The 23,673-nt window shown below is 67.8% G+C and carries 20 protein-coding genes; 13 read left to right on the top strand and 7 right to left on the bottom strand.

Features of this window, described 5'->3' with window-relative positions; genetic code table 11:
- The first annotated feature begins 7 nt into the window (after positions 1-7).
- The 5 genes from AC1VNX_RS32220 (at position 8) to AC1VNX_RS32200 (ending at position 5,597) form a co-directional block, all read left to right on the top strand.
- Positions 8-922, top strand: a complete 915-nt coding sequence (locus AC1VNX_RS32220) for an ABC transporter permease subunit (RefSeq protein WP_483161579.1) — start codon at positions 8-10, stop codon at positions 920-922.
- Between the two features lie 20 nt (positions 923-942).
- Positions 943-1,968 carry an ABC transporter ATP-binding protein gene (locus AC1VNX_RS32215; protein ID WP_483161578.1) on the top strand — a complete coding sequence of 342 codons (1,026 nt, stop codon included), beginning with the start codon at positions 943-945 and terminating at the stop codon, positions 1,966-1,968.
- Complete coding sequence (locus AC1VNX_RS32210; protein ID WP_483161576.1) at positions 1,965-3,014, top strand: dipeptide ABC transporter ATP-binding protein; 1,050 nt, start codon at positions 1,965-1,967, stop codon at positions 3,012-3,014. Before AC1VNX_RS32215 ends, AC1VNX_RS32210 begins: the two co-directional genes overlap by 4 nt.
- 60 nt (positions 3,015-3,074) lie before the next feature.
- The gene (locus AC1VNX_RS32205) at positions 3,075-4,706 is read left to right on the top strand and encodes an ABC transporter substrate-binding protein (RefSeq protein ID WP_483161575.1); all 1,632 of its coding nucleotides are present in this window, start codon (positions 3,075-3,077) and stop codon (positions 4,704-4,706) included.
- Between the two features lie 150 nt (positions 4,707-4,856).
- Complete coding sequence (locus AC1VNX_RS32200) at positions 4,857-5,597, top strand: 5'-methylthioadenosine/adenosylhomocysteine nucleosidase (RefSeq protein ID WP_483162055.1); 741 nt, start codon at positions 4,857-4,859, stop codon at positions 5,595-5,597.
- Here AC1VNX_RS32200 and AC1VNX_RS32195 read toward each other — a convergent pair.
- Both AC1VNX_RS32195 and corA read right to left on the bottom strand, forming a co-directional pair.
- Positions 5,590-6,354 carry a YoaK family protein gene (locus tag AC1VNX_RS32195; RefSeq protein ID WP_483161574.1) on the bottom strand — a complete coding sequence of 255 codons (765 nt, stop codon included), beginning with the start codon at positions 6,352-6,354 and terminating at the stop codon, positions 5,590-5,592. The genes AC1VNX_RS32200 and AC1VNX_RS32195 overlap by 8 nt on opposite strands.
- Positions 6,355-6,421: 67 nt before the next feature.
- Complete coding sequence (corA, locus tag AC1VNX_RS32190; RefSeq protein ID WP_057593823.1) at positions 6,422-7,408, bottom strand: magnesium/cobalt transporter CorA; 987 nt, start codon at positions 7,406-7,408, stop codon at positions 6,422-6,424.
- Between the two features lie 238 nt (positions 7,409-7,646).
- Here corA and AC1VNX_RS32185 point away from each other — a divergent pair, with 238 nt between their 5' ends.
- The 4 genes from AC1VNX_RS32185 (at position 7,647) to hprK (ending at position 12,163) form a co-directional block, all read left to right on the top strand.
- On the top strand, positions 7,647-9,767 hold the full coding sequence (locus AC1VNX_RS32185) for an ATP-dependent helicase (protein ID WP_483161573.1): 2,121 nt from the start codon (positions 7,647-7,649) through the stop codon (positions 9,765-9,767).
- 352 nt (positions 9,768-10,119) lie between these two features.
- The gene (hpf, locus tag AC1VNX_RS32180; protein ID WP_125948955.1) at positions 10,120-10,449 is read left to right on the top strand and encodes a ribosome hibernation-promoting factor, HPF/YfiA family; all 330 of its coding nucleotides are present in this window, start codon (positions 10,120-10,122) and stop codon (positions 10,447-10,449) included.
- 188 nt (positions 10,450-10,637) lie between these two features.
- Positions 10,638-11,105, top strand: coding sequence for a PTS sugar transporter subunit IIA (locus AC1VNX_RS32175; RefSeq protein ID WP_483161572.1), 468 nt, complete (start codon positions 10,638-10,640; stop codon positions 11,103-11,105).
- Positions 11,106-11,203: 98 nt separating this feature from the next.
- Positions 11,204-12,163 carry an HPr(Ser) kinase/phosphatase gene (gene hprK, locus AC1VNX_RS32170; protein WP_126022249.1) on the top strand — a complete coding sequence of 320 codons (960 nt, stop codon included), beginning with the start codon at positions 11,204-11,206 and terminating at the stop codon, positions 12,161-12,163.
- Positions 12,164-12,218: 55 nt separating this feature from the next.
- Here hprK and fur read toward each other — a convergent pair whose 3' ends face one another.
- Complete coding sequence (fur, locus tag AC1VNX_RS32165; protein ID WP_019655576.1) at positions 12,219-12,638, bottom strand: ferric iron uptake transcriptional regulator; 420 nt, start codon at positions 12,636-12,638, stop codon at positions 12,219-12,221.
- A 95-nt stretch (positions 12,639-12,733) separates the two neighbouring features.
- Here fur and AC1VNX_RS32160 point away from each other — a divergent pair, with 95 nt between their 5' ends.
- The 4 genes from AC1VNX_RS32160 (at position 12,734) to AC1VNX_RS32145 (ending at position 15,485) form a co-directional block, all read left to right on the top strand.
- The gene (locus AC1VNX_RS32160) at positions 12,734-13,300 is read left to right on the top strand and encodes an outer membrane protein assembly factor BamE (RefSeq protein WP_483161571.1); all 567 of its coding nucleotides are present in this window, start codon (positions 12,734-12,736) and stop codon (positions 13,298-13,300) included.
- A gap of 123 nt (positions 13,301-13,423) precedes the next feature.
- A complete protein-coding gene (gene dapB, locus AC1VNX_RS32155; protein WP_483161570.1) occupies positions 13,424-14,269 on the top strand; it encodes a 4-hydroxy-tetrahydrodipicolinate reductase in 846 nt (281 codons plus the stop codon).
- Positions 14,270-14,293: 24 nt separating this feature from the next.
- Positions 14,294-14,989, top strand: coding sequence for a MotA/TolQ/ExbB proton channel family protein (locus tag AC1VNX_RS32150; protein WP_483161569.1), 696 nt, complete (start codon positions 14,294-14,296; stop codon positions 14,987-14,989).
- A gap of 22 nt (positions 14,990-15,011) precedes the next feature.
- Entirely contained in the window at positions 15,012-15,485 is a 474-nt protein-coding gene (locus AC1VNX_RS32145) for an ExbD/TolR family protein (RefSeq protein ID WP_483161568.1), read from the top strand.
- 141 nt (positions 15,486-15,626) lie between these two features.
- Here the strand turns inward: AC1VNX_RS32145 and AC1VNX_RS32140 are convergent, their stop codons facing one another.
- From AC1VNX_RS32140 to glgX, 4 genes are all read right to left on the bottom strand, one after another.
- On the bottom strand, positions 15,627-18,110 hold the full coding sequence (locus AC1VNX_RS32140; protein ID WP_483161567.1) for a glycogen/starch/alpha-glucan phosphorylase: 2,484 nt from the start codon (positions 18,108-18,110) through the stop codon (positions 15,627-15,629).
- Positions 18,111-18,130: 20 nt separating this feature from the next.
- Positions 18,131-19,600 (bottom strand): glycogen synthase GlgA, encoded by a 1,470-nt coding sequence (gene glgA, locus AC1VNX_RS32135; protein ID WP_483161566.1) that lies wholly within the window; start codon positions 19,598-19,600, stop codon positions 18,131-18,133.
- 10 nt (positions 19,601-19,610) lie between these two features.
- Entirely contained in the window at positions 19,611-20,924 is a 1,314-nt protein-coding gene (glgC, locus tag AC1VNX_RS32130; RefSeq protein ID WP_483161565.1) for a glucose-1-phosphate adenylyltransferase, read from the bottom strand.
- Positions 20,925-21,016: 92 nt separating this feature from the next.
- Positions 21,017-23,098 (bottom strand): glycogen debranching protein GlgX, encoded by a 2,082-nt coding sequence (glgX, locus tag AC1VNX_RS32125; protein ID WP_483161564.1) that lies wholly within the window; start codon positions 23,096-23,098, stop codon positions 21,017-21,019.
- Positions 23,099-23,673 lie beyond the last annotated feature (575 nt).

Raw genomic sequence — 23,673 nt, 5'->3', positions numbered from 1 at the left:
CTTCCCCATGGCGACAACCACGCAAATCACCGTCTCCGACGGTGCGGGCAAGAGCACCGCACCCCCCGGCCCCTGGCGCGAATTCTGGACGGCCTTCTCGGCCAACCGGGGCGCGGTCATCGGGCTCGCCACCATCGTCTTGCTGCTCCTGGTCGCGCTGTTCGCGCCGTGGATCGCGCCGCACGCACCGAACGAAACCAACAGCGCCGTCTTCCTGCAGCCGCCGGCGTGGCAGAAGGGTGGCTCCATGAGCTACCTGCTGGGCACCGACGCCATCGGCCGCGACATTCTTTCGCGGCTCATGTATGGCGCCAGGTTGTCGCTGTCGATCGGCGTCGCGGTGGTGGCGCTTTCTGTGGTCGCGGGCGTGGTGCTCGGGCTCATCGCGGGCTTCTTCCGCGGCGTGCTCGAGATCGCGATCATGCGGCTGATGGACATCGTGCTCACGCTGCCCAGCCTGCTGCTGGCCATCGTGATCGTCGCGATCCTCGGGCCGGGGCTCGTCAATGCGATGCTCGCCGTGGCCATCGTGGTGCTGCCGCACTACGTGCGCATCACGCGCGCCGCCGTCATCGCCGAGGTTTCGCGCGACTACGTGACCGCCGCGCGCGTGAGCGGCGCCGGCACGCTGCGGCTGATGTTCCGCGAGGTGTTGCCCAACTGCGCCGCGCCGCTGATCGTGCAGGCCTCGCTCGGCATCTCCACCGCCATCCTCGACGCGGCGGCGCTCGGCTTCCTCGGGCTCGGCGCGCAGCCGCCGTCGCCCGAGTGGGGAACCATGCTGGCCGATGCGCGCGAGTTCGTGCTGCGCGCGTGGTGGGTCGTCACCTTCCCGGGCATGGCGATCCTCGCGGCGGTGCTGGCTTTCAATCTTCTGGGTGACGGGCTGCGCGATGCGCTCGATCCGAAGCTCAAGCGCTGAAGCAAAGGAAGGAAGAAAAGATGCCTTTGCTTGACATCAAGGATCTGCACGTCGAGTTCCCCACGCAGGGTGGCGTGCTGCACGCGGTAGACGGCGTGAGCCTCACGCTCGAGGAAGGCGAGGTGCTCGGCATCGTCGGCGAATCGGGCTCGGGCAAGAGCGTCACGATGATGGCGCTGATGGGCCTCGTCGGCTTTCCGGGTCGCGTGCGCGCACAGCACATGCGCTTCGCGGGCAAGGACCTGCTCGGCATTTCCGACAAGGCGCGCCGCGCGCTGGTCGGCAAGGAAGTCGCGATGATCTTCCAGGAGCCGACCACCAGCCTCAACCCCTGCTTCACCATCGGCTTCCAGCTCATGGAGACGCTGCGGCTGCACCTGAAGCTCGACAAGCGCGAGGCGAAGAAGCGCGCGACCGAGTTGCTGGAGCAGGTGGGCATCCCGGCCGCGTCGTCGCGCCTGGGCAGCTATCCGCACCAGCTCTCGGGCGGCATGAACCAGCGCGTGATGATCGCGATGGCCATCGCCTGCAACCCGCGCCTGCTGATCGCCGACGAGCCCACCACCGCGCTCGACGTGACCATCCAGGCGCAGATCCTCGACCTGCTGCGCGACCTGCAGAAAGAGCGCGGCATGGCGCTGGTGCTCATCACGCACAACATGGGCGTGGTCAGCGAAATGGCGCAGCGCATTGCCGTGATGTACGCGGGGCAGGTGATGGAGCACCAGCGCGTCGACCGGCTCTTCGCTCAGCCGCAGCATCCCTACACCGAGGCGCTGCTTGCTGCGATGCCCGAGCGCGCTGCGCCCGAGGGGCGCCTTGCCACCATCAGCGGCGTGGTGCCCGGCGTGCACGACAGGCCCGCCGGCTGCCTGTTCGCGCCGCGCTGCGGCTACGTCACCGAGCGCGCCTGCCAGGTGCGGCCGGCGCTGCGCGATTCGCATGGTGCCGAGGTGCGTTGCCACTTCCCGCTCGGCGATCCGGGTCGCGCGCAAGCCATCGCGAGCGATCCGCCGAAGCACCGAACGGTGGAGGTCACGGCATGAGCGAGGCAGCGGCAAATGCATCGGGCGAAGTAGTGGTCGAAGCGAAGAACCTCCAGCGCACCTACGACATCCGCCGCGGGCTGTTCCGCGCGCCTTCGCAGCTGCGCGCGGTGGGCGACATCTCCTTTCGCATCGAGCGCGGCCGCACGCTGGCCGTGGTCGGCGAGTCGGGCTGCGGCAAGTCGACGCTGGCGCGCATGGTCGCGCTGATCGAGAAGCCGACGGCGGGCCAGCTCACGCTGGTCGGCGCGGACGCGGTGAGCCCGCCGCCGGAGCGCAAGCGCGAGCTGCGCCAGGCCGTGCAGCTGGTGTTCCAGAACCCGTACGGCTCGCTCAATCCGCGCAAGAAGATCGCGACGGTGCTCGAAGACCCATTGGCTATCAACACCACACTGAGCAAGCAGGAGCGTGCCGCGAAGGCACGCGACATGCTCGCGCGCGTGGGCCTGCGGCCCGAGTACGCCAACCGCTATCCGCACATGTTCTCCGGCGGCCAGCGCCAGCGCATCGCCATCGCGCGCGCGCTGATGTTGAGCCCGCGCCTGCTGGTGGCCGACGAGCCGGTGTCGGCGCTCGACGTGTCGATACAGGCGCAGGTGCTGAACCTGCTGGCCGACCTGCAGGCCGAGCTGGGCCTGGCGTATCTCTTCATCTCGCACGACCTCGGCGTGGTGCGGCACATCGCGCACGACGTGCTCGTGATGTACCTCGGCCATGCGGTGGAGCAGGGGCCGAAATCGCGCATCTTCTCGCGGCCGCTGCATCCGTACACGCAGGCGCTCCTGGCTTCCACGCCGGGGCTCAGCAGCCAGCGCATCGTGCTCAAGGGCGAGCTGCCGTCGCCGCTGAATCCGCCTTCGGGCTGCGTGTTCAGCACGCGCTGCCCGCACGTGGAGCAGCGCTGCCGCGAGGAGCGGCCGCTGCTGCGCGTGCTCGACGAGCGGCAGGTGGCCTGCCATTTCTCGGAGAAGTTCCTCGAAGGCGCGCCGCTGGTGCGCGCCGACGTTCCGCCCGCCGCCTCCATCGCGATGGCGACGAATCCCTAGCGTTCCCTCAGTTTCCGTTTCGTTCTCGCAGTTCTTTCAACCGTGTATCAAGGAGTCCACATGAAGACCCAGCCCACCGTTTCGCGCCGCTCACGAAGCCTGGCGCTCCTGGCACCTGCAGCGCTCGCAGCCCTTACCCTGGCCTGCGGCGCGGTGTCCGCCAAGACGCTGGTTTATTGCTCGGAGGGCAGCCCCGAGAATTTCTATCCGGGGATGAACACCACCGGTACCTCGTTCGACGTGACCACGCAGGTCTACAACACCATCGTCGAGTTCGAGCGCGGCGGCACCAAGGTCGTGCCCGGCCTCGCCGAGAAATGGGACATCTCGCCCGACGGTACGGTCTACACCTTCCACCTGCGCAAGGGCGTGAAGTGGCACACCACGAGCAAGAGCTTCAAGCCCACGCGCGACTTCAACGCCGACGACTTCATCTTCATGCTGGAGCGGCAGTGGAAGGAGAGCGATCCCTTCTTCAAGGTGACGAGCCAGAACCACTCCTACTTCAACGACATGGGCATGCCCAAGCTGCTGAAGACGGTGGACCGCATCGACGACTACACAGTGAAGATCGTGCTGAACCAGCCCGAGGCGCCGTTCCTCGCGAACCTGGCGATGCAGTACGCGGGCATCCAGTCGAAGGAATATGCCATCGCCATGCTGAAGGCGGGCACGCCCGAGAAGGTCGACCAGGACCCGATCGGCACCGGCCCCTTCTACCTCGTGCAGTACCAGAAGGACGCGATCATCCGCTTCAAGGCCTTCCCGCAGTACTGGGGCGGCAAGGCGAAGATCGACGACCTCGTGTTCGCCATCACGCCCGATGCCTCGGTGCGCTGGGCCAAGCTGCAGAAGGGCGAATGCCACGTCATGCCGTACCCGAACCCGGCCGACCTCGACGCGATCCGCAAGGACCCGAACGTGCAGCTTCTGGAGCAGCCCGGCCTGAACGTCGGCTACCTCTCGTACAACACCACGAAGAAGCCCTTCGACGACGTGCGCGTGCGCAAGGCCATCAACATGGCGATCAACAAGAAGGCCATCATCGACGGCGTGTACCTCTCCACCGGCGTGGCCGCGAAGAACCCGATTCCGCCGACCATGTGGTCCTACAACGACGCGGTGAAGGACGACCCGTACGATCCCGAAGCCGCCAAGAAGCTGCTGGCGCAGGCCGGCTTCCCCGACGGCTTCTCGACCGACCTGTGGGCCATGCCGGTGCAGCGCCCCTACAACCCGAATGCCAAGCGCATCGCGGAGCTGATGCAGGCCGATCTCGCCAAGATCAACGTCAAGGCCGAGATCAAGAGCTTCGAGTGGGGCGAGTACCGCAAGCGCCTGCAGGCCGGCGAGCACCAGATGGGCATGCTGGGCTGGACCGGCGACAACGGCGACCCGGACAACTTCCTCTACACGCTGCTGGGCTGCGCCTCGGCGAAGTCGGCCAGCGGCAGCAACATCTCGAAGTTCTGCTACCAGCCGTATGAAGACCTCGTGGTGAAGGCCAAGAGCGCCACCAAGCAGTCCGACCGCGACGCGCTCTACAAGAAGGCCCAGCTGATCTTCAAGGAGCAGGCGCCGTGGTTCACCATCGCGCACGCGGTGCAGCTGAAGCCGGTGCGCAAGGAAGTCGTCGACTTCAAGCTGAGCCCGTTCGGTCGCCACACCTTCTACGGCGTGGATATCAAGTAAGCCCCCAGGCTTCGCGCACTTCGTGTCGCTTCGCCAACCCCCTTGCAGGGGGCAACACCCGCGGCCCGGCAAAGCCGGTTCCGCGGTGTTCCTGGAAAGAGAAATACAGTGAGTTCCCTGTCGCGTCCGCCTGTTGCCATCGTCGCTGCAATGCACGAGGAGCTGGGCGCGCTCCTCGCGCTGATGCCCGACGAGCAGCGCGTGCGCGTCGCGGGCCGCGACTTCTGGGTGGGTCATCTGCATGGCCGGCCGGTGGTCGCGGTGCTGTCGCGCATCGGCAAGGTCGCGGCGGCGATCACGGCCACGGTGCTGCTGGAGCGCTTCGGCGTGCGGGCCATCGTGTTCACCGGCGTCGCGGGCGGACTGGCGCCTGGCGTGAACGTCGGCGACGTGGTGGTGGCGACGCATCTGCTGCAGCACGACCTCGATGCCTCGCCGATCTTTCCGAAATACGAAGTGCCGCTGATGGGCCTGTCGCGCTTCGCGGCCGATGAGGCCATCGGCGATGCGCTTGCGATGGTCGCGCGGGAGACGCTGCGCGATCCGGTGGCGCTTGTGGGGCGGGAGGCCGTCGCCGAGTTCGGTCTTCGTTCGCCGAAGGTGCATCGCGGCCTGCTGGTGAGCGGCGACCGTTTTGTCTCGACCACTGCCGAGAGCGCGGCGCTGCAGCGCGCCTTGCCCGATGCGCTCGCGGTCGAGATGGAGGGCGCCTCCGTGGCGCAGGTGTGTCACGACTATGGCGTGCCTTTCGCGGCCATGCGCACGATCTCCGATCGCGCCGACGATGTCGCGCACGGCGACTTCTCGCGCTTCGTCGCCGCGGTGGCGAGCCGCTACAGCTTCGCGCTCGTCGATGCCTGGCTGGCTTCGCTGACGACGGAACTCAGCTGAGCGAGGGCGTTCGGCGGCGCGGAATGTCGCGCAGCAGCGGCGGGATCGACAGCGCCAGCAGCAGCGCCGCCAGCGGCACCACGCAGACGAAGCCCACGTACTTGAAGCCCAGCGCGCCCACCGCACCGCCGAGCACGAACATGCCGACCAGCCCGCCGGCGCGGCGCATGCGGCTGCGGTCGTGCCGCACGGGCAGGGCGTTCGCCGGCGCCGACTTCGAGCGGCGGTTCCAGTAGAGCATCTTGCCGATCTCGATGCCCATGTCGGTGATGTTGCCGGTCATGTGCGTGGTGCGGATGCTGCCGCCCGAGGTCTTGGAGGCCACCGCGTTCTGCAGGCCCATGATGAAGGACAGCAGCAGCACGGTGAGCGGCACCGCGAACGGCGTGGCCCAGGTCAGCGTGATCGCGCCCATGAGCCCGAAGGGAAACATCAGCGCCGCCTCGAGCATCAGCGGCAGGGCGTACACGCCATGCATGCGGTGCTGGCGGGCCCAGTTGACGAGCACTGCGCACACGGCGGCGCCGGTGAGGAAAGCGAGGATCGCGCCCAGCGCGTTCAGCAGCAGCTTGACGTTGCCCAGCACCATGCCGTCGGCCAGCTGCGAGGCGAAGCCGGTCATGTGCGAGGTGTACATGTGCAGCACGAGGAAGCCGCCCGCGTTGACGGCGCCGGCATTGAAGGCCAGCAGGAGGCCCAGCGCGGTGTTGGTCGACGGCGCGCGGTGGCGGTTGGTGAGAAAGCGAATTCTGCGCAAGGTGGCTCTCCGGTCGGCGCTTGGCGCCAGAGCCACTCTAGCACCGGGGCTGCCCCGGAAGGCTCTGCTACTTGAGCCAGCCGCGCCGGCGGAAGTACCACATCGGCACCAGCGCGCTGGCCGCCATGAGCACGATGGCGTAGGGATAGCCCATGGCCCAGTCGAGCTCGGGCATGAACTTGAAGTTCATGCCGTAGATGCTGGCGATCAGCGTCGGCGGCAGCAGCGCCACGCTGGCCACCGAGAAGATCTTGATGGTCTTGTTCTGGTTGATGTTGATGAAACCGACGGTCGCATCCATCAGGAAGTTGATCTTGTCGAACAGGAAAGCCGTGTGGTTGTCCAGCGACTCGATGTCTCGCAGGATCTGGCGGGCTTCCTCGAACTGCTCGGCGTTGAGCATCTTGCTGCGCATCATGAAGCTGACGGCGCGGCGCGTGTCCATCACGTTGCGGCGGATGCGCCCGTTCAGGTCTTCCTGCCGCGCGATGGCGCCGAGCACCTCGCCGGCCAGCTCGTCGCTGACGTTGCCCGAGAGCACCTTCTTGCTGGCTGCCTCGAGTTCGTCGTAGATGTTCTCCAGCGAGTCGGCCGAGTATTCGGCGTCGGCGTCGAAGAGCTTGAGCATGACTTCCTTGGCGTCCTCGATCAGCCCCGGCGCGCGGCGCGCACGCATGCGCAGCAGGCGGAACACGGGCACGTCCTCGTCGTGGATCGAGAACAGTACGCCGCGGCTGCGCAGGTCGGTGTTGTGCTGATTGAGGATGAAGGCCACGCGCACGGCGCGCGGGGCTTCGTCGTCGTCGATCAGGAAGTCGGAGCGGATGTGCAGCTCGCCGTTGTCTTCCTCGTAGAAGCGCGCCGACTCCTCGATGTCCTCGTCCATCGCGTCTTCGGGGATGGACAGGCCGTAGTACTGCTTGATCCAGCGCTTTTCTTCGAGCGTGGGCGACTCGAGGTCGACCCAGATCGGCTGGAACCTGGAGAGCTCTTCGAGGGCCTCGATTTCTTCCTGGACGAGGCGGCCGTTGGCGAGCGTGAAGATGTTGAGCATGGGCTCACTCCCGGGTATGACTGACTGGACGATGGGGCGAGGAAGAGGGGCGCTTTCAATTCCCTGCCCGACGCGCGCAAGAAGCGCGAAAAGGCGTCAGCGAAAGGGAGTTGAAAGCTGCCGAGACGGGGCGGTTTCCATAGGAAAAATCTCCGGTTGCAGCGAGGCGCGATTATGTCACCGGCCACATGTCGGCGAGGTGGCTGGACTGGACGGGCATACAGTAAAGTCACGGACCATGCAGAGCACTGCGCTTCCCGCTTTTTCCGCCGCGCCGAAGACCCAGGCCGAACGCCTGGCGCAGGCGCTGGCCTCGCTCAACGAGGCGCAGCGCGCGGCGGTGGAGCACGGCGTGGGTGCTGCAGTTGCCGTGGCGGACGAGCGGCCGCTGCTCGTCATCGCCGGCGCCGGCTCGGGCAAGACCAGCACGCTGGCCCACCGTGTCGCGAACCTCATCGCCGGCGGCGTCGATCCGCAGCGCCTGCTGCTGCTGACCTTCTCGCGCCGCGCCGCGCAGGAAATGGAGCGCCGCGCGGGCCGGGTGCTGGCGCAAGTGCTGGGGCTGAAGTCGGAGGCGCCGCCCGCGCTGCCGTGGGCCGGCACCTTCCACGGTATCGGTGCGCGGCTGCTGCGCGAGTACGCGCCGCAGATCGGGCTCGACGAGAACTTCACCATCCACGACCGCGGCGACGCCGAGGACCTGATGGGGCTGGTGCGGCACGAGCTGGGGCTTTCCTCCACCGTCAACCGCTTTCCGCGCAAGGGCACCTGCCTGTCGATCTACTCGCGCTGCGTGAACACCCGCGCGCCGCTGGCCGACGTGCTGAAGGAGGCCTTTCCCTGGTGCGGCGAGTGGGAGGCCGAGCTCAAGAAACTGTTCGGCGCGTATGTCGAGGCCAAGCAGCGGCAGAACGTCCTCGATTACGACGACCTGCTGCTCTACTGGGCCGAGATGGCTGCCGAGCCTTCGCTGGCCGCACACATCGGCGCGCGCTTCGACCACGTGCTGGTCGACGAGTACCAGGACACCAACCTGCTGCAGGCGGCGATCCTGCTGGCGCTCAAGCCCGACGGGCGCGGCGTGACGGTGGTGGGAGACGACGCGCAGTCGATCTATTCCTTCCGCGGCGCGACGGTGCGCAACATCCTCGACTTTCCCTCGCAGTTCACGCAGCCCGCGCGCGTGGTCACGCTGGAGCGCAACTACCGCTCGACGCAGCCGATCCTCGATGTGTCGAACCGTGTCATCGCACAGGCCGCCGAGCGGCATGCCAAGACGCTGTGGACCGACAAGCCCTCGGCGGGCAAGCCGCTCCTGGTGCTCGTGCCCGACGAGGCGGGGCAGGCGCGCTGGGTGGCCGACAAGGTTCTGGCGCACCGCGAGGGCGGGCTGGCGCTGAAGTCGCAGGCGGTGCTGTTCCGCACCTCGACGCACAGCGCGGCGCTCGAACTCGAGCTGGCGCGGCGCAACATCCCGTTCGTGAAGTTCGGCGGGCTCAAATTTCTGGAGGCCTCGCATGTGAAGGACCTGCTCGCGGTTTTGCGCTTCGCGCAGAACCCGCGCGGGCGCATGGCGGGCTTCCGCGTGACGCAGCTCATCCCCGGCATCGGGCCCGCCACGAGCGCGCGCCTGCTCGATGCGATGGAGCAGGCGGCCGACCCGGCCCAGGCGGTGCGCGATTTCGTGCCGCCTTCCGCCGCGCGCGCGCAATGGGCCGACTTCGCGAAGGCCTACGAGGCACTGCGCGAGCCCGCGCTGAAGTGGCCGGCCGACGTCGAGCTGGCGATGGACTGGTATCTGCCGCATCTGGAGCGCCTGTACGAGGACACCTCCGGCGTGCGGCGCGCCGACGTGGAGCAGCTTGCGCGGCTCGCGGCCGGGTACGCCTCGCGCGAACGCTTCCTCACCGAGCTCACGCTCGATCCGCCCGAAGCCACCAGCGACCGCCCGGGGCCGCCGCTGCTGGACGAGGACTACCTGATCCTCTCGACCATCCATTCGGCCAAGGGGCAGGAATGGAATTCGGTGCACGTGCTCAACGTGGTCGACGGCTGCCTGCCGGCCGACGTGGCGCAGAGTGCGCACGAACTGGAGGAAGAGCGCCGCCTGCTCTACGTGGCGATGACCCGGGCGCGCGACCACCTGCACCTGCTGGTGCCGCAGCGCTTTCACATCACGCAGCAGGCGGCGCGCGGCGACCGGCACCTGTATGCCAATCGCACGCGCTTCATCGCCGATGCCGACCTCGAAGGCTTCGAGCAGCAGACCTGGCCGCCTCCGCCGGAGCGCCCGCCGGCCGTGCCGCCGCCCAGCTCGGTGATCGACCTGCGCAACAGGATGCGGGCGGCCTGGCGCTGACCGGCCAGGCGGGCGCAGGCCCTTCCGCCGGCATGGTCACCAGCCGGCCGATGCTGAAACACTTGTTCCCGAATCGCGGCATCGCCTGCCCCGCGCGCGGCTGCAGCTATCGATTCGCTAGCGTGTGAAAAGCTGCTCGCGAAGTGGCAAAACCCCGGGCAACTCAGGTATTGCAATACCGTGACAGCTTGGGCATAGTGAATCGACCTTCCCCTCTTTCTCCTCTTCTTTCTCTCCCTCCCTCCACCTTTCCCTCTCTCAGAACCCCAGAGAACTCCCGTTTCGTTTCGCCGGCCAAACCGCATCCTGCGGGGCGGTCATTTCCCCAACCGTCAATTCCAGGAGGTCATTCATGAATTTGACGATCAGCGGTCATCACCTCGACGTCACACCTGCCTTGCGCACCTACGTCACGAGCAAGCTGGACCGGGTCATCCGACACTTCGACCAGGTGGTCGATGTGAAGGTGATCCTCACGGTGGAAAAGCAGAAGGAAAAGGAACGCCGCCAAAGGGCGGAATGCAACATCCACGTCAAGGGCAATGACATGTTCGCGGAGTCGAGCCACGCTGATCTCTACGCTGCGGTCGATGAACTGGTCGACAAACTCGACCGCCAGGTGGTGCGCCACAAGGACCGCCTGCAGGACCACCATCACGCGGCGCCCAAGCGCGTGATGTAGGAGCCCTCGGGCTCGCATCGCAAGGCCGCCTTCGGGCGGCTTTTTGTTTCCCGACTGTCACGGTAGGGCTTTGGCAAGCTCCCAGAGGGGAGCGCGAGGCCTCTGGGCAACATGTAGACAGAAAGTAAATAGGGGGACTGGGGGTTTTTACCAAGCGGGTGCATAATCGCCCCCGCTCTGCACCCACCATGAATCGCCTCGCGTCCATCCTGCCGCCCGCTCAAGTGCTTGTGAGCGTTGACGCTACCAGCAAGAAACGTGCTTTCGAAGAAGCCGGCCTGCTGTTCGAAAGCCTTCACGGTCTGGGCCGTGCCCTCATCACCGACAGCCTCTTCGCGCGTGAGCGCCTCGGCTCCACCGGACTGGGCCACGGCGTCGCCATTCCGCATGGCCGCATCAAGGGCCTCAAGTCGCCGATGGCCGCCGTGTTCCAGCTGGCCAACCCCATCGGCTTCGACGCTCCCGACGAGCAGCCCGTCGCATTGCTGATCTTCCTGCTGGTGCCCGAAGCGGCCACGCAGAAGCATCTCGAAATCCTCTCCGAAATCGCCGAGCTGCTGAGCGACGCCAGCCTGCGCGAACAGATCAAGTCCAGCACGGACGCCACGGCCTTGCACGACCTGATCGCCAGCTGGCAGTCCACGCAGGTCGCCTGAGCGCATGCGCCGGCGCGCGCGGCTGCTGATAAGCTGCGCGGCTCCTTCTTCCCTCATTCCAACGCAATGCCGGCGCCCGCGCGCCGTCTCCTGAACGCATGAAGCCGACCGTCATCAGCGCCGATGCCATGTTCGAGGAGTTCCGTGGCTCGCTCCGCTGGGAATGGCTCGCGGGGCTGGGCGCGTCGGAGCGCCAGTTCGACGCGGAGGTCATCAGCCGCGCGCAGTCGGCGGCGGACCTTGTCGGCTATCTCAACTACATCCACCCGTACCGCGTGCAGATCCTCGGCGCCCGCGAGGTGGCCTACCTGACGCGCGGCAGCGAGGAAGACTGCGCCCGGCGCATCGCCCGAATCGTCACGCTGGAGCCGCCGATGCTGGTGCTGGCCGACGGCCAGGCCGCGCCCGACGAACTGCTGTCGATCTGCGAGCGCGCCCAGCTGCCGCTCTTCGCCACGCGCGAGTCGTCGGCCTTCGTGATCGACCTGCTGCGCGCCTACCTGTCCAAGCATTTCGCCGAGCGCACCTCGATGCACGGCGTGTTCATGGACATCCTGGGCATGGGCGTGATGATCACGGGCGAGTCGGGCCTGGGCAAGAGCGAGCTGGGGCTGGAGCTGATCTCTCGCGGCAACGGCCTGGTGGCCGACGACGCGGTCGACCTCTACCGCATCAACCAGAACACCATCGAGGGCCGCTGCCCCGACCTGCTGCTGAACCTGCTGGAAGTGCGCGGCATCGGCCTGCTGGACATCCGCGCCATCTTCGGCGAGACGGCGGTGCGCCGGAAGATGCGGCTCAAGCTCATCGTGCACCTGGTGCGGCGCGACAGCTTCGAGCGGGACTACGAGCGCATGCCCTCGGCGCCGCTCACGCAGGATGTGCTGGGCATCCCGGTGCGCAAGGTCATCATCCAGGTGGTGGCGGGCCGGAACATCGCTGTGCTGGTGGAAGCCGCGGTGCGCAATTCGATCCTGCAGTTGCGCGGCATCGACACTTATGCCGACTTCGTGGCGCGGCACCACAAGGCGATGGAAAGCTCGCGCGACGGGGATTGAGCGAGATCGGCCGAAGAAAGGCCGAAGCCGCGCGGACGGAAGGGGATTGCCGGGATCAGCGCTTCTTCGCGCAGTCTCCGCACAAGCCGTAGAGCGACATGGCGTGATCCTGCAGGATCCAGCCCTTGTCCTTGGCGATCATCTGCTGGCGGCGCTCGATCTCGGCGTCGTAGAACTCCTCGACCTTGCCGCAGGAGGTGCAGATCAGATGGTCGTGGTGCGTGCCCTCGTTCAGCTCGTAGACTGCCTTGCCGCTCTCGAAGTGGCTGCGCTCCAGGATGCCGGCCTGCTCGAACTGGGTGAGCACCCGGTAGACCGTCGCCAGGCCGATGTCGGAGTGCTCGTTGAGCAGCACGCGGAACACGTCTTCCGCCGTCATGTGCCGCTGGCTGCCGGTCTGGAAGATCTCCAGGATCTTCAGGCGCGGCAGGGTGGCCTTGAGGCCGGTGTTCTTGAGTTCGTCGATGTTGGCCATGTTGGTTCCTGCGCCCCTGCTGGGGCTGCGGCAAAAGGCCCCGAAAAGGCCAGCCGCTACAATGGCCGATCATATCGCTACCCCCTTTTCCTCCCATGCCTGCCATCTTCCAACGCCGGCCCTGGCTGCTGGCCGCCGCCGTCGCGGCAACGCTCGGCCTCGGTGCCTGCAGCGGCTTCACCGAGCGCACGCGTGGCGCGCTGGCCGCCGTAACCCCCTACAAAGTCGAGGTGGTTCAGGGCAATTTCGTGTCGAAGGAACAGGTTGCGGCGCTCAAGCCGGGCATGTCCCGCCAGCAGGTGCGTGAAATCCTCGGAACCTCGCTGCTGAACGACGTGTTCCACGCCAACCGCTGGGACTACGTCTTCACCATCCGCCGCCAGGGCGTCGACCCGCAGGAACGCCACCTGACCGTGTTCTTCAATGGCGAGCTGCTGGACCGCTTCGAGGGCGACGAGATGCCCAGCGAGGAAGAATTCGTCGCCACGCTCGACACCCGCAAGAAATCCGGCAAGGTGCCCACGCTCGAGGCCTCGGAAGACGACCTCAAGAAATACGCGCCCAAGGACGACGAGAAGAAAGCCGACGCCGCCAAGGGCGCAACGTCGGCCTCCCTGCCGCCGCTGCCGGCCGCCTACCCCCCGCTCGAAGCCGCGCGCTGAGCGCTCGCTGGAGCATCGGCGGCAACGGGCGGTGCCGCCGGGCCGACAGGTCAGGCGGCGCCCATTGCGTGTCGATCCATGCCCATGGCCGTTTCGAAAACCTCGAAGACTGACTGAATCCGCGTGACCGAACCCACCTCCACTCCCGCCACCAATTCCGCCTCCGCGCCGCGCCGCGTCGCCATCGCCGGGGCTTCGGGCCGCATGGGCCACATGCTGATCGAGGCCGTGCGCAACGCGCCCGACCTGCGCCTGGCCGGCGCCCTCGACATCGCCGGCAGCCCGGCCCTGGGCTCCGATGCCGGCGCCTTCCTGGGCTTCGACAGCGGCGTGTCCATCGTGTCCGACCTGCGCGAAGGCCTGAAGGACGCGCAGGTGCTCATCGACTTCACCCGCCCCGAGGGCACGCTGGCGCACCTCGCGGTCTGCCGCGAGCTGGGCGTGCAGGCCGTGATCGGCACCACCGGCTTCAGCGACGCGCAGAAGGCCGAGATCGCCGAAATCGCGAAGGACATCGCGATCATGATGGCGCCCAACATGAGCGTGGGCGTCAACGTCACCTTCAAGCTGCTGGAGATGGCGGCCAAGGCCATGGCGACCGGCTACGACATCGAGATCATCGAGGCGCACCACCGCCACAAGGTCGACGCTCCCTCGGGCACCGCGCTCAAGATGGGCGAGGTCATCGCCGACGCGCTGGGCCGCGACCTCAAGGACTGCGCCGTGTACGCCCGCGAAGGCATCACCGGCGAGCGCGACCCGTCCACCATCGGCTTCTCGGCCATCCGCGGCGGCGACATCGTGGGCGACCACACCGTGCTGTTCGCCGGCACCGGCGAGCGCATCGAGATCACCCACAAGTCGTCCAGCCGCGTCACCTACGCGCAGGGCAGCCTGCGCGCGGTGCGCTTCCTGGCCGGGCAGCGCGCGGGCCTGTTCGACATGTACGACGTGCTCGGTCTTCGCTGACCGCGCAACAGGCAAGGACCGCCGATGAGCGTGCTCGAACTGCTGGCCCACGGTGACGGCGTCAGCCGTTCGGTGGCCGCGCTGCTGCTCGCGATGTCGATCGCGAGCTGGGTCATCATCCTCTGGAAGGCATGGCTGCTGCGCGGCGGCACGCGCGACGTGCTGCGCAGCATCGCGGCGTTCTGGCAGTCGTCCACGCTGGCCGATGCCGAGCAGAAGCTCAAGGCCTTCGACCGCGCGGCGCTGGTGTCGCCCGCCGTTTCGGCCATCCGTAGCGTGGCTGCTGGCGAGCCGCAGGGCACGCTGGGCGCCACGGTCGACCGCAACCAGCGCCTCACGCGCGTGCTGCGCGACGCCCTGCACGGTGCGCTGCGCCGGCTGCAGGCCGGGCAGATCCTGCTGGCCACGGTCGGCGCCACTGCGCCCTTCGTCGGGCTGCTGGGCACGGTCTGGGGCATCTACGGCGCATTGACCGGCGTTGCCGGCCAGACCGGCGGCTTCACCATCGACAAGGTGGCGGGCCCGGTCGGCGAGGCGCTCATCATGACGGCCTTCGGCCTGGCCGTGGCCATTCCGGCCGTGCTGGCCTACAACGTCTTCGGCCGCGTCATCGGCCGCATCGAAGCCGAGCTCGAAGGCTTCGCGCACGACCTGCTGGGCAGCTTCGGCACCCCGCCGGCACCCGTCGCTGCGCCGCCCGCGCGGCCGATGCCGGTCTAGGCCCGATACGGCGAGCCAGACCATGGCCTTCGGTCGCACATCACTGGGCAGCGCCACCGGCGGCGGCGGTCGCGCCATGGGCGGGGGCGCGCAGCGGCCGCTGTCCGACATCAACGTCACGCCGCTGGTCGACGTGATGCTGGTGCTGCTGGTGATCTTCATCATCACCGCGCCGCTGATGGCCAGCTCGATCAAGCTCGACCTGCCGCAGACCGACGCCGGCCAGCCCAACGACGCGCCCAAGTTCGTGAGCCTGTCGGTCGACGCTGCGGGCAAGGTCTTCCTCAACGACAAGGCCGTGACCGACGAGGAACTGGCGCAGCAGCTCGAAAAAGCCGCCGCCGACAGCAAGGACACCGAGGTGCAATTGCGCGCCGACCAGACCGTGCCCTACGGCAAGGTGGTGGCGCTCATGGGTATCGCGAACAAGGCCGGGCTCAGCCGCATCGGGTTCGTGACGGAGGCTGAGCCGGCAGGCGAAAAGAAGCCGCGCTGACGGGGCCTGGGTTTGCTCCTTCCCCTTCTGGGGGAAGGTGGGGATGGGGGCACGCGCCCAACGAGCGCTGGAGAGTGGGCGAGGCCGTCGTGCCCCCACCCCAGCCCTCCCCCAGCGGGGGAGGGAGAAACGCGGGGACGCTCAGCCCAGCACTACCGGTTTGGTGTGCCAGATCTCGTGCGCATACTGCGCGATCGTGCGGTCCGACGAGAACACCCCCATTCCCGCGACGTTGAGAACGGCCATCCGCGTCCACGCGTCCGAGTCGCGGTACAGCGCATCGACCTCCGCCTGCTTCGCCACGTAGCTCGCGTAGTCGGCCAGCAGCAGATAGTGGTCGCCCCAGTTCACCAGCGCGTCATAGATGCCCTGGTAGCGCGAGGGCTCGCCCGGGGAGAAGGCGCCGTCGCGGATCGCGTCGAGCACGCGCTTGAGCTCGGCGTTCTCCTCGTAGATCTCGCGCGGCTGGTAGCCCCGGGCGCGGATGTCGGCCACCTCGGGCGTGGTGTTGCCGAAGATGAAGATGTTCTCCGGCCCCACGCTCTCGCGCATCTCGACGTTCGCGCCGTCCAGCGTGCCGATGGTGAGCGCGCCGTTGAGCGCGAACTTCATGTTGCCGGTGCCCGATGCCTCGGTGCCCGCCGTGGATATCTGCTCCGACAGGTCGGCCGCCGGCATGATGACCTCGGCCAGGCTCACGCTGTAGTTCGGCAGGAACACCACCTTCAGCAGCTTGCCCACGCGTGCGTCGGCGTTGATGGTGGCGGCCACGTCGTTGATGAGCCGGATCACCAGCTTGGCCATCGCGTACGCCGACGCCGCCTTGCCCGCGAACACCACCACGCGCGGAACGATGTCCAGCGGCGTGCCCGCGGCCTGCGCGTCGAGGATGCGGTGATAGCGCGTCACCACGTGCAGCACGTTGAGCAGCTGCCGCTTGTATTCGTGGATGCGCTTGACCTGCACGTCGAACATCGCGTCGGTGTCGATGTCGATCTTCAGGTGCTGCTCGACCCAGTTGGCCAGCCGCAGCTTGTTCTCGCGCTTGGCGTGGCGGAAGGCGCGCACGAAGGCCGGCTGCGCGGCCATGGGCCTGAGCGCCTCCAGCTGAGAGAGGTCGCGCCGCCAGCCCTTGCCGATGCGCTGGTCGAGCAGCGCCGCCAGCGGCGGGTTGGCCTGCGCGAGCCAGCGCCGGGGCGTGACGCCGTTGGTCTTGTTGTTGAAGCGCTCGGGAAAGATCTTCGCGAAGTCCGAGAAGATCGACTGCTTCATCAGCTCCGAGTGCAGCCCCGACACGCCGTTGACCGAATGGCTCGCCAGCACCGCCACGTAGGCCATGCGCACGCGGCGCTCGCCGGCCTCGTCGACCAACGAGAGGCGGCGCATCAGCTCCACGTCGTTGCCCACCTTCTGCGTCACCGTGGCGAGGAACTTCGCGTTGATGTCGTAGATGATCTGCAGGTGCCTCGGCAGGATGCGCCCGAGCATTTCCACCGGCCAGGTCTCCAGCGCCTCGTGCATCAGCGTGTGGTTGGTGTAGCTGAACACCTTCTGCGTGTGCGCCCAGGCCACGTCCCACGAGAGGCCGTGTTCGTCGAGCAGCAGGCGCATGAGCTCGGGCACCGCCAGCACCGGGTGCGTGTCGTTCAGGTGGATGCTGACTTTTTCCGAAAGCTGGTCGAATGTCTTGTGGTTGCGCAGGTAGCGACGCAGCAGGTCCTGCACGCTGGCGCTGCAGAAGAAGTACTCCTGGTGCAGGCGCAGTTCGCGGCCCGAGGGCGTGGAGTCGTCGGGGTAGAGCACGCGCGAGACGTTCTCCGAGTGGTTCTTGCTCTCCACCGCCTGCATGTAGTTGCCGCGGTTGAAGGCCGAGAGGTCGATCTCCTCGGTGGCGCGCGCCGACCACAGCCGCAGCGTGTTGGTGGCCTGCGTGCCGTAGCCCGGAATGATGGTGTCGTAGGCCACCGCCAGCACGTCGTGCGTGTCGACCCAGTCGGCCGCGCCGCTCGGAACGCTGGCGCCCTCGCGCTTCTGCACATGGCCGCCGAAGCGCACGCGGTAGTTCACCTCGGGCCGCTGGAACTCCCACGGGTTGCCGCGCGTGAGCCAGTAGTCGGGCGTTTCCACCTGCTGGCCGTCGACGATGCGCTGGCGGAACATGCCGTATTCGTAGCGGATGCCGTAGCCCATGCCCGGCACGCCGAGCGTGGCCATCGAGTCGAGAAAGCAGGCCGCGAGCCGCCCGAGGCCGCCGTTGCCCAGCGCCGCGTCGGGCTCGCGCTCCGACAGGGCCGCCATGTCCACGCCGAAGTCGGCCAGCGCCTCGCGCACCGTGTCGTACAGGTCGACCGCCAGCAGCGCGTTGGTGAAGGTGCGCCCGATCAGGAACTCCATCGACAGGTAGTAGACGCGCTTGAGGTCCTGCGCGTAGTTGGCGCGCGTGGTCATCATCCAGCGCTCGACCAGCTGGTCGCGCACCGCCTGCGAGGTGGCGTTGAGCCAGTCGTCCTGGCTGGCCGCGACCGGGTCCTTGCCGACCGCATAGATCAGCTTGTTGGCCACGGCGCGCTTGAAGGCCGCGACGTCGCGGTCGGGGTGGTCGTATGCGAAGTCCTTGATGGTCATGGGGCGCTCCCGGAAGGTGGTTATTTCATGCTTTGCCGGTACACGTCTATGTACTGCGCCGCGGCGGTGGCCCAGTCGGCCGGCCGGCGCATGGCGTTGCCGCGCACGCGGCGCCAGTCGGGCGCGCGCTCGTAGAGCGCGAAGGCGCGGCGCAGCGCGCGTTCGTAGTCGGCGGCCTCGAAGCGGTCGAACACGAAGCCGGTGGCCTCGCCGCTGGCCAGGTCTTCCAGCGAGCTGTCGACCACCGTGTCGGCCAGCCCGCCGACGCGGCGCACCAGCGGCAGGCTGCCGTACTTGAGGCCATACATCTGCGTGAGGCCGCAGGGCTCGAAGAGCGAAGGCACCAGCGTCACGTCGCCCGCGCCGAAGAGCTGGTGCGCCAGCGTCTCGTTGTAGCCGATGGTCACGGCCACCGACTGCGGCGCGGCCGCCGCGCGCTGGCGGAAGGCTTCCTCCAGCCAGGCCTCGCCGCTGCCCAGCAGCGCGAGCTGGCCGCCCTGGGCGAGCAGCGCGTCGAGCCCGCCGAGCACCAGGTGCAGTCCCTTCTGCTCGGTGAGCCGGCTCACGATGATGAAAAGCGGCGCATCCGGCCGTTCGGCCAGCCCCAGCTGGTGCTGCAGCACCGACTTGCAGCGCGCCTTGCCGGCCATGTGGCGGCCTTCGGGCGTGTGATAGCCCTGCACCAGCGCGGCGTCGCCGGCCGGGTTCCAGACCTGGTCGTCGACCGCGTTGAGGATGCCGCTCAACGCCGCGCTGCGCTGGCGCAGCAGGCCGTCGAGCCCGCAGCCCTGCTCGGGCGTCTGGATTTCGAGCGCGTAGGTCGGACTCACGGTGGTGAGCCGGTCGGCGAAGTACAGGCCGCCCTTCATGAACGAGACCTGTCCGTGGTATTCGAGCCCGTTCATCTGGAACGCCGCGCCCGGCAGGCCGAGTTCCGTGAAGTGCCAGGGCGCGAAGATGCCCTGGTAGGCCAGGTTGTGCACGGTGAAGATGCTGCCCACGTGCGGGGTGCCCGATTGCCGCGCGAAGTGCAGGTAGGCCGGCGCTAGCGCGGCATGCCAGTCGTGCGCGTGCACCACCTCGGGCTGCCATGCCGGGTCCAGCCCCTGCGCCAGCCGTGCTGCGGCCCAGCCGAGCAGCGCGAAGCGGCGGTGGTTGTCGCCGTAGGGCTGGCGCGAGGTGTCCTCGTAGGGGTTGCCGGGCCGGTCGTACAGCGCCGGCGCGTCGATCACGTAGGCCGGGATGCCCGGTGCGCCGTCGATGTCGATGTGCCCCAGCCGCAGCCCGAAGCGCTCGCCCCAGGGGGCGTCGAAGCCGGCCACGGGCGCCAGGTCGCGCACGCCGGCCACGATGGCCGGGAAACCCGGCAGCAGCACGCGCGCGTCCTGGCCGGCCGCCATGAGCGCCAGGGGCAGGGCGCCGGCGATGTCCGCCAGGCCGCCGGTCTTGAGGAGGGGGAAGAGCTCGGCGCTGACCTGGAGGATTCGCATCGTGGGTGGATCAGGCCGGAGCCAGGCGTTTGAGCATCTCGCGCGTGACGAGCACCACGCCGCTTTCCGTGCGCTCGAAGCGCGCGGCGTCCGCCTCGGCATCTTCGCCGATCACCATGTCCTCCGGTATGACACAGGCGCGGTCGACCACCACGCGGTTCAGCCTCGCGCCCCGGCCGACCTCCACGTCGGGCAGCAACACGGCCTCGTTGATATCGCAGAAGGAGTGGATGCGCACGCCCGAGAACAGCACCGAGCTGCTGACCTTGGAGCCCGAGACGATGCAGCCGCCCGAGACGATGGTGTTGACCGTCATGCCGTGCTGGCCGTTGCGGTCGAGCACGAACTTGGCCGGCGGCAGCTGCCGCTGGTAGGTCCAGATGGGCCAGTCCGTGTCATAGATGTCGAGCTCCGGGGTGATGGAGGCCAGGTCGAGGTTGGCTGCCCAGAATGCATCAATCGTGCCCACGTCGCGCCAGTAGGTCTTGGCCTCGGGCCCGCGCGAGGCCCGCGTGACGCACGACATGCCGAACGGGTGGGCCAGCGCGCGGCCCTGGGCCACGGCGCGGGGGATGATGTCCTTGCCGAAGTCGTGGCTCGAATCGGGGTTGACGCTGTCTTCCTCCAGCAGCTGGTAGAGGTACTCGGAGTCGAACACGTAGATGCCCATGCTCGCCAGCGCGATGTCGGGCTTGCCGGGCATCGCGGGCGGATCGGCGGGCTTCTCGAGGAAGTCGGTGATCTGGCGGCCGTCGTCCACGGCCATCACGCCGAAGGCCGTGGCCTCCATGCGCGGCACCTCGATGCAGCCGACAGTGCAGCCCAGGCCGTGCTCGGCGTGGTCCTTCACCATCAGCGAGTAGTCCATCTTGTAGATGTGGTCGCCGGCCAGCACCACCACGTAGTCGTGCTTGGTGGAGCGGGTCTGGATGATGTCCAGGTTCTGGAACACCGCGTCGGCCGTGCCGCGGTACCAGTGCTCGTCGCCCACGCGCTGCTGCGCGGGCAGCACGTCGACCATCTCGTTGAGCTCCGCGCGCAGGAAGCTCCAGCCGCGCTGCAGGTGGCGCATGAGCGAGTGCGACTTGTACTGCGTGACCACCGCCATGCGCCGGATGCCCGAGTTCAGGCAGTTCGACAGCGCGAAGTCGATGATGCGGAACTTGCCGCCGAAGTACACGGCCGGCTTGGCGCGCCGGTCGGTCAGCTGCTTGAGGCGGGAGCCGCGTCCGCCGGCCAGCACCAGGGCGATGGTGCGGCGCACCAGTTGATGGGCCTGCAGCTCCTGTTGCGGTAGCTGCGCTTGCGGTGTGAGGTTGTCCATCCTGAGTCTCCGTTTTGTTGGTCGTTCGCTTGGCCGGAATACGCCGTCAGAGTTTCTGCATCGAGCCTAGCACCGCGCTGCACGGCTGGCTCCTACGTTCTTGCAATCCCGATGCTCGAAAAAGGCACTTGCACCGTGGCTTCCAGCGCCTCGGGGCCATCGCCCGGGTCCGCCGCCGGATCGGTGCTCAGGCAGAGGCGCCACGCGCCCGGCGGCAGCGTGAACGGCACGGCTTGCGGGCCCGCGTTCACCATCACCAGCCATGAGCTTTCCGTCGCCTCTTCATGATCGAAGAGGATTGCAAGGGCCGTGCCCGTGCCGTTCCAGTCGGCGGGCGTCATCGGCTGGCCGTCGGGGCGCAGCCAGTGGATGCCCGGCGATGCGCCCGGGGGCGATTCGGCCGGCCACCAGCGCGTGCTGCGCAGGGCAGGAGCTTCGCGGCGCAGCGCGGCGAGGCGCGCGATGAAGGCGCTCAGGCGCGCCGCGTCGCTGCCGGGGGCGGAGGTGCCTATCCATGCGAGCCAGGTGGTGTCGTTGTCCTGGCAATAGGCGTTGTTGTTGCCCCTCTGGCTGTGGCCGAGCTCGTCGCCCGCCAGCAGCATCGGCGTGCCCTGGGACAGCATCAGCGTGGCGAGCAGCGCGCGCTGCAGCCGGGTGCGCAGGGCCAGCACGGCGGGGTCGTCGCTCGGACCCTCGACACCGCAGTTGTTGCTGAGGTTGTGGCCGTGGCCGTCGCGGTTGTTCTCGCCGTTGGCGATGTTGTGGCGCTCGTCGTAGCTCACCAGGTCGCGCAGCGTGAAGCCGTCGTGTGCGGTGATGAAGTTGACGCTCGCCGTCGGCGCGCGGCCATGGTGCTCGAACTGGGTGCTGGAGGCCGCGAAGCGATGAGCGAAGTCGCCAAGGCCGGCCTTGTCGCCGTGGCCCTGCCGAAGCCAGAAGCCGCGCTGCGTGTCGCGGTAGCGGTCGTTCCATTCGAGCCAGCCGGGCGGGAACTCGCCGAGCCGGTAGCCGCCGGGGCCGATGTCCCAGGGCTCGGCGATGAGCAGCGTGCGCGAGAGCACCGGGTCTTGCGCGATCGCTGCGAAGAAGGGCGCGCGCGCATCGAAGCCGCGCTGCGCGTCGGCGCGCCCGAGCACAGGCGCGAGATCGAAGCGGAAGCCGTCGACGCCCATCTCGCAGGCCCAGAAGCGCAGGCTGTCCATCACCAGCTGCAGCACGCGCGGCTCGCCGAGGTTCAGGCAGTTGCCCGTGCCCGCCCAGTTCTCGTAGAGGGAGCGGTCGTCGGCGCGCAGGTGGTAGTAGAGCGCGTTGTCGATGCCGCGCATCGAAAGCGTCGGGCCGAGCTCGTCGCTCTCGGCGCTGTGGTTGTAGACCACGTCGATCACCAGCTCCATGCCGCGCGCGTGGATCGCGTCGGCCATCGTGCGGAACTCGCTGGCGGGCGTGGTGCCGGGGCGGCCGCTCCAGTAGCGGGCTTCTGGGGCGAACCAGCCGATGGTGTTGTAGCCCCAGTAGTTGGTCAGGCCCATGCGCAGCAGGCGGGGCTCGTCGGCGCGGTGCTGGACGGGCATGAGGCTCAGGGTGGTGATGCCCAGGCGCTGGAGGTGGTCGAGCACCGCGGGCTCGGCGAGGCCGGCGTAGGTGCCTCGCAGCGGTGCGGGGACTGCGGGGTTGAGTTTCGTCTGGCCTTTGACGTGGAGTTCGTAGAGGACGCGGTCGCCTGTTGTGATGCGGGCGTGGCCGGGAGGGGCAGGGTCTGGTGTTGGTGCGACTCGGGCTTTGAGGGCGACTGCTGCGTTGTCTCGGGTGTCTCTTTTGTCCAGGTTCGCTGGGTCGTGGCCGAGGAAGAGGTCGCTGCCGTCGTAGGTGCCTGCGATTTCGCGGGCGTAGGGATCCAGCAGCAGCTTTGCCGGGTTGAAGCGCTGGCCTGCTTTGGGGTTCCAGGGGCCGTGGACTCGGTAGGCGTAGACGAGGCCTGGTTTGCCGCTTGGGAGGTGGCCGTGCCAGATGCCGTCTGTGCATGCTGGCAGGCGGAGGCGTTGTTGTTCGTTCTTGCCGGTGCTGTCGAAGATGCAGAGGTCTACTGCTTCTGCTGATGGGGCTGCGAGGGCGAAGTTGACGCCTTGCTGGGAAGGCGTGGCACCCAAGGGGAAGGGCTTGCCTGGGCTCAGCATCTTGTTTGCTCTTTGTGGGGGTTGCTTCCCGGGGCCGGGTCTCGGCCCGGCAGCCGACCTACTTTTCTTTGCTTCGCCAAAGAAAAGTAGGCAAAAGAAAGGCGACCCCACTGTCTGCGACCCCTTCGCTGCGCTACGGGGCAACCTGCGGTGCTCGCGTTTCGCGGGGTCTCGCAGAACTCGCTTCGCTCAAACAGCTGCGAGCCCTTGTCCGCGAAACGCTGCGCTCCTCGGCGCAGCCAGAGGGGAGGGGAGACGCTCGGGCCTTTGCTTCGCTCGGCCACCAAGGCACAGCAGGCGCTTCGCGCCTGCTGTGCTTGGAATGGGGCGGAGGGGGTGTTGGAGTTGCGTGCGTTGTTGGCGTCGTCGGAATTGGTTCTGACCTTGAATCCCCGGCCGAGCGAAGCGAAGGCCAGTTCAGGCTGTTCAAGGGGCCGAGCGTAGCGATGGCCTGTTCGAAATCCCTTCTGGCTGCGCCGAGGAGCGCAGACGTAGGAGGGATAAGGGCCGCAGCTGTTTGAGCGAAGCGAGTTCTGCGGACCCCCTCCTATGTCGAGCACCGCAGGTTGCCCGTA

The organism is Variovorax sp. TLI9-5A (assembly GCF_056867935.1).
This window is presented reverse-complemented; position numbering and strand designations above follow the sequence as displayed.

Excerpts from the sequence above, each read along its gene's own strand:
- AC1VNX_RS32160 (WP_483161571.1), top strand. The coding sequence starts at position 12,734 with ATGCCTGCCATCTTCCAACGCCGGCCCTGGCTGCTGGCCGCCGCCGTC.
- AC1VNX_RS32175 (WP_483161572.1), top strand. The coding sequence starts at position 10,638 with ATGAATCGCCTCGCGTCCATCCTGCCGCCCGCTCAAGTGCTTGTGAGC.
- fur (WP_019655576.1), bottom strand. The coding sequence starts at position 12,638 with ATGGCCAACATCGACGAACTCAAGAACACCGGCCTCAAGGCCACCCTG.
- glgA (WP_483161566.1), bottom strand. The coding sequence starts at position 19,600 with ATGCGAATCCTCCAGGTCAGCGCCGAGCTCTTCCCCCTCCTCAAGACC.
- AC1VNX_RS32140 (WP_483161567.1), bottom strand. The coding sequence starts at position 18,110 with ATGACCATCAAGGACTTCGCATACGACCACCCCGACCGCGACGTCGCG.
- corA (WP_057593823.1), bottom strand. The coding sequence starts at position 7,408 with ATGCTCAACATCTTCACGCTCGCCAACGGCCGCCTCGTCCAGGAAGAA.
- hprK (WP_126022249.1), top strand. The coding sequence starts at position 11,204 with ATGAAGCCGACCGTCATCAGCGCCGATGCCATGTTCGAGGAGTTCCGT.
- AC1VNX_RS32145 (WP_483161568.1), top strand. The coding sequence starts at position 15,012 with ATGGCCTTCGGTCGCACATCACTGGGCAGCGCCACCGGCGGCGGCGGT.
- hpf (WP_125948955.1), top strand. The coding sequence starts at position 10,120 with ATGAATTTGACGATCAGCGGTCATCACCTCGACGTCACACCTGCCTTG.
- AC1VNX_RS32185 (WP_483161573.1), top strand. The coding sequence starts at position 7,647 with ATGCAGAGCACTGCGCTTCCCGCTTTTTCCGCCGCGCCGAAGACCCAG.
- AC1VNX_RS32220 (WP_483161579.1), top strand. The coding sequence starts at position 8 with ATGGCGACAACCACGCAAATCACCGTCTCCGACGGTGCGGGCAAGAGC.
- glgC (WP_483161565.1), bottom strand. The coding sequence starts at position 20,924 with ATGGACAACCTCACACCGCAAGCGCAGCTACCGCAACAGGAGCTGCAG.
- glgX (WP_483161564.1), bottom strand. The coding sequence starts at position 23,098 with ATGCTGAGCCCAGGCAAGCCCTTCCCCTTGGGTGCCACGCCTTCCCAG.
- AC1VNX_RS32210 (WP_483161576.1), top strand. The coding sequence starts at position 1,965 with ATGAGCGAGGCAGCGGCAAATGCATCGGGCGAAGTAGTGGTCGAAGCG.
- AC1VNX_RS32215 (WP_483161578.1), top strand. The coding sequence starts at position 943 with ATGCCTTTGCTTGACATCAAGGATCTGCACGTCGAGTTCCCCACGCAG.
- AC1VNX_RS32200 (WP_483162055.1), top strand. The coding sequence starts at position 4,857 with ATGCACGAGGAGCTGGGCGCGCTCCTCGCGCTGATGCCCGACGAGCAG.
- AC1VNX_RS32205 (WP_483161575.1), top strand. The coding sequence starts at position 3,075 with ATGAAGACCCAGCCCACCGTTTCGCGCCGCTCACGAAGCCTGGCGCTC.
- AC1VNX_RS32150 (WP_483161569.1), top strand. The coding sequence starts at position 14,294 with ATGAGCGTGCTCGAACTGCTGGCCCACGGTGACGGCGTCAGCCGTTCG.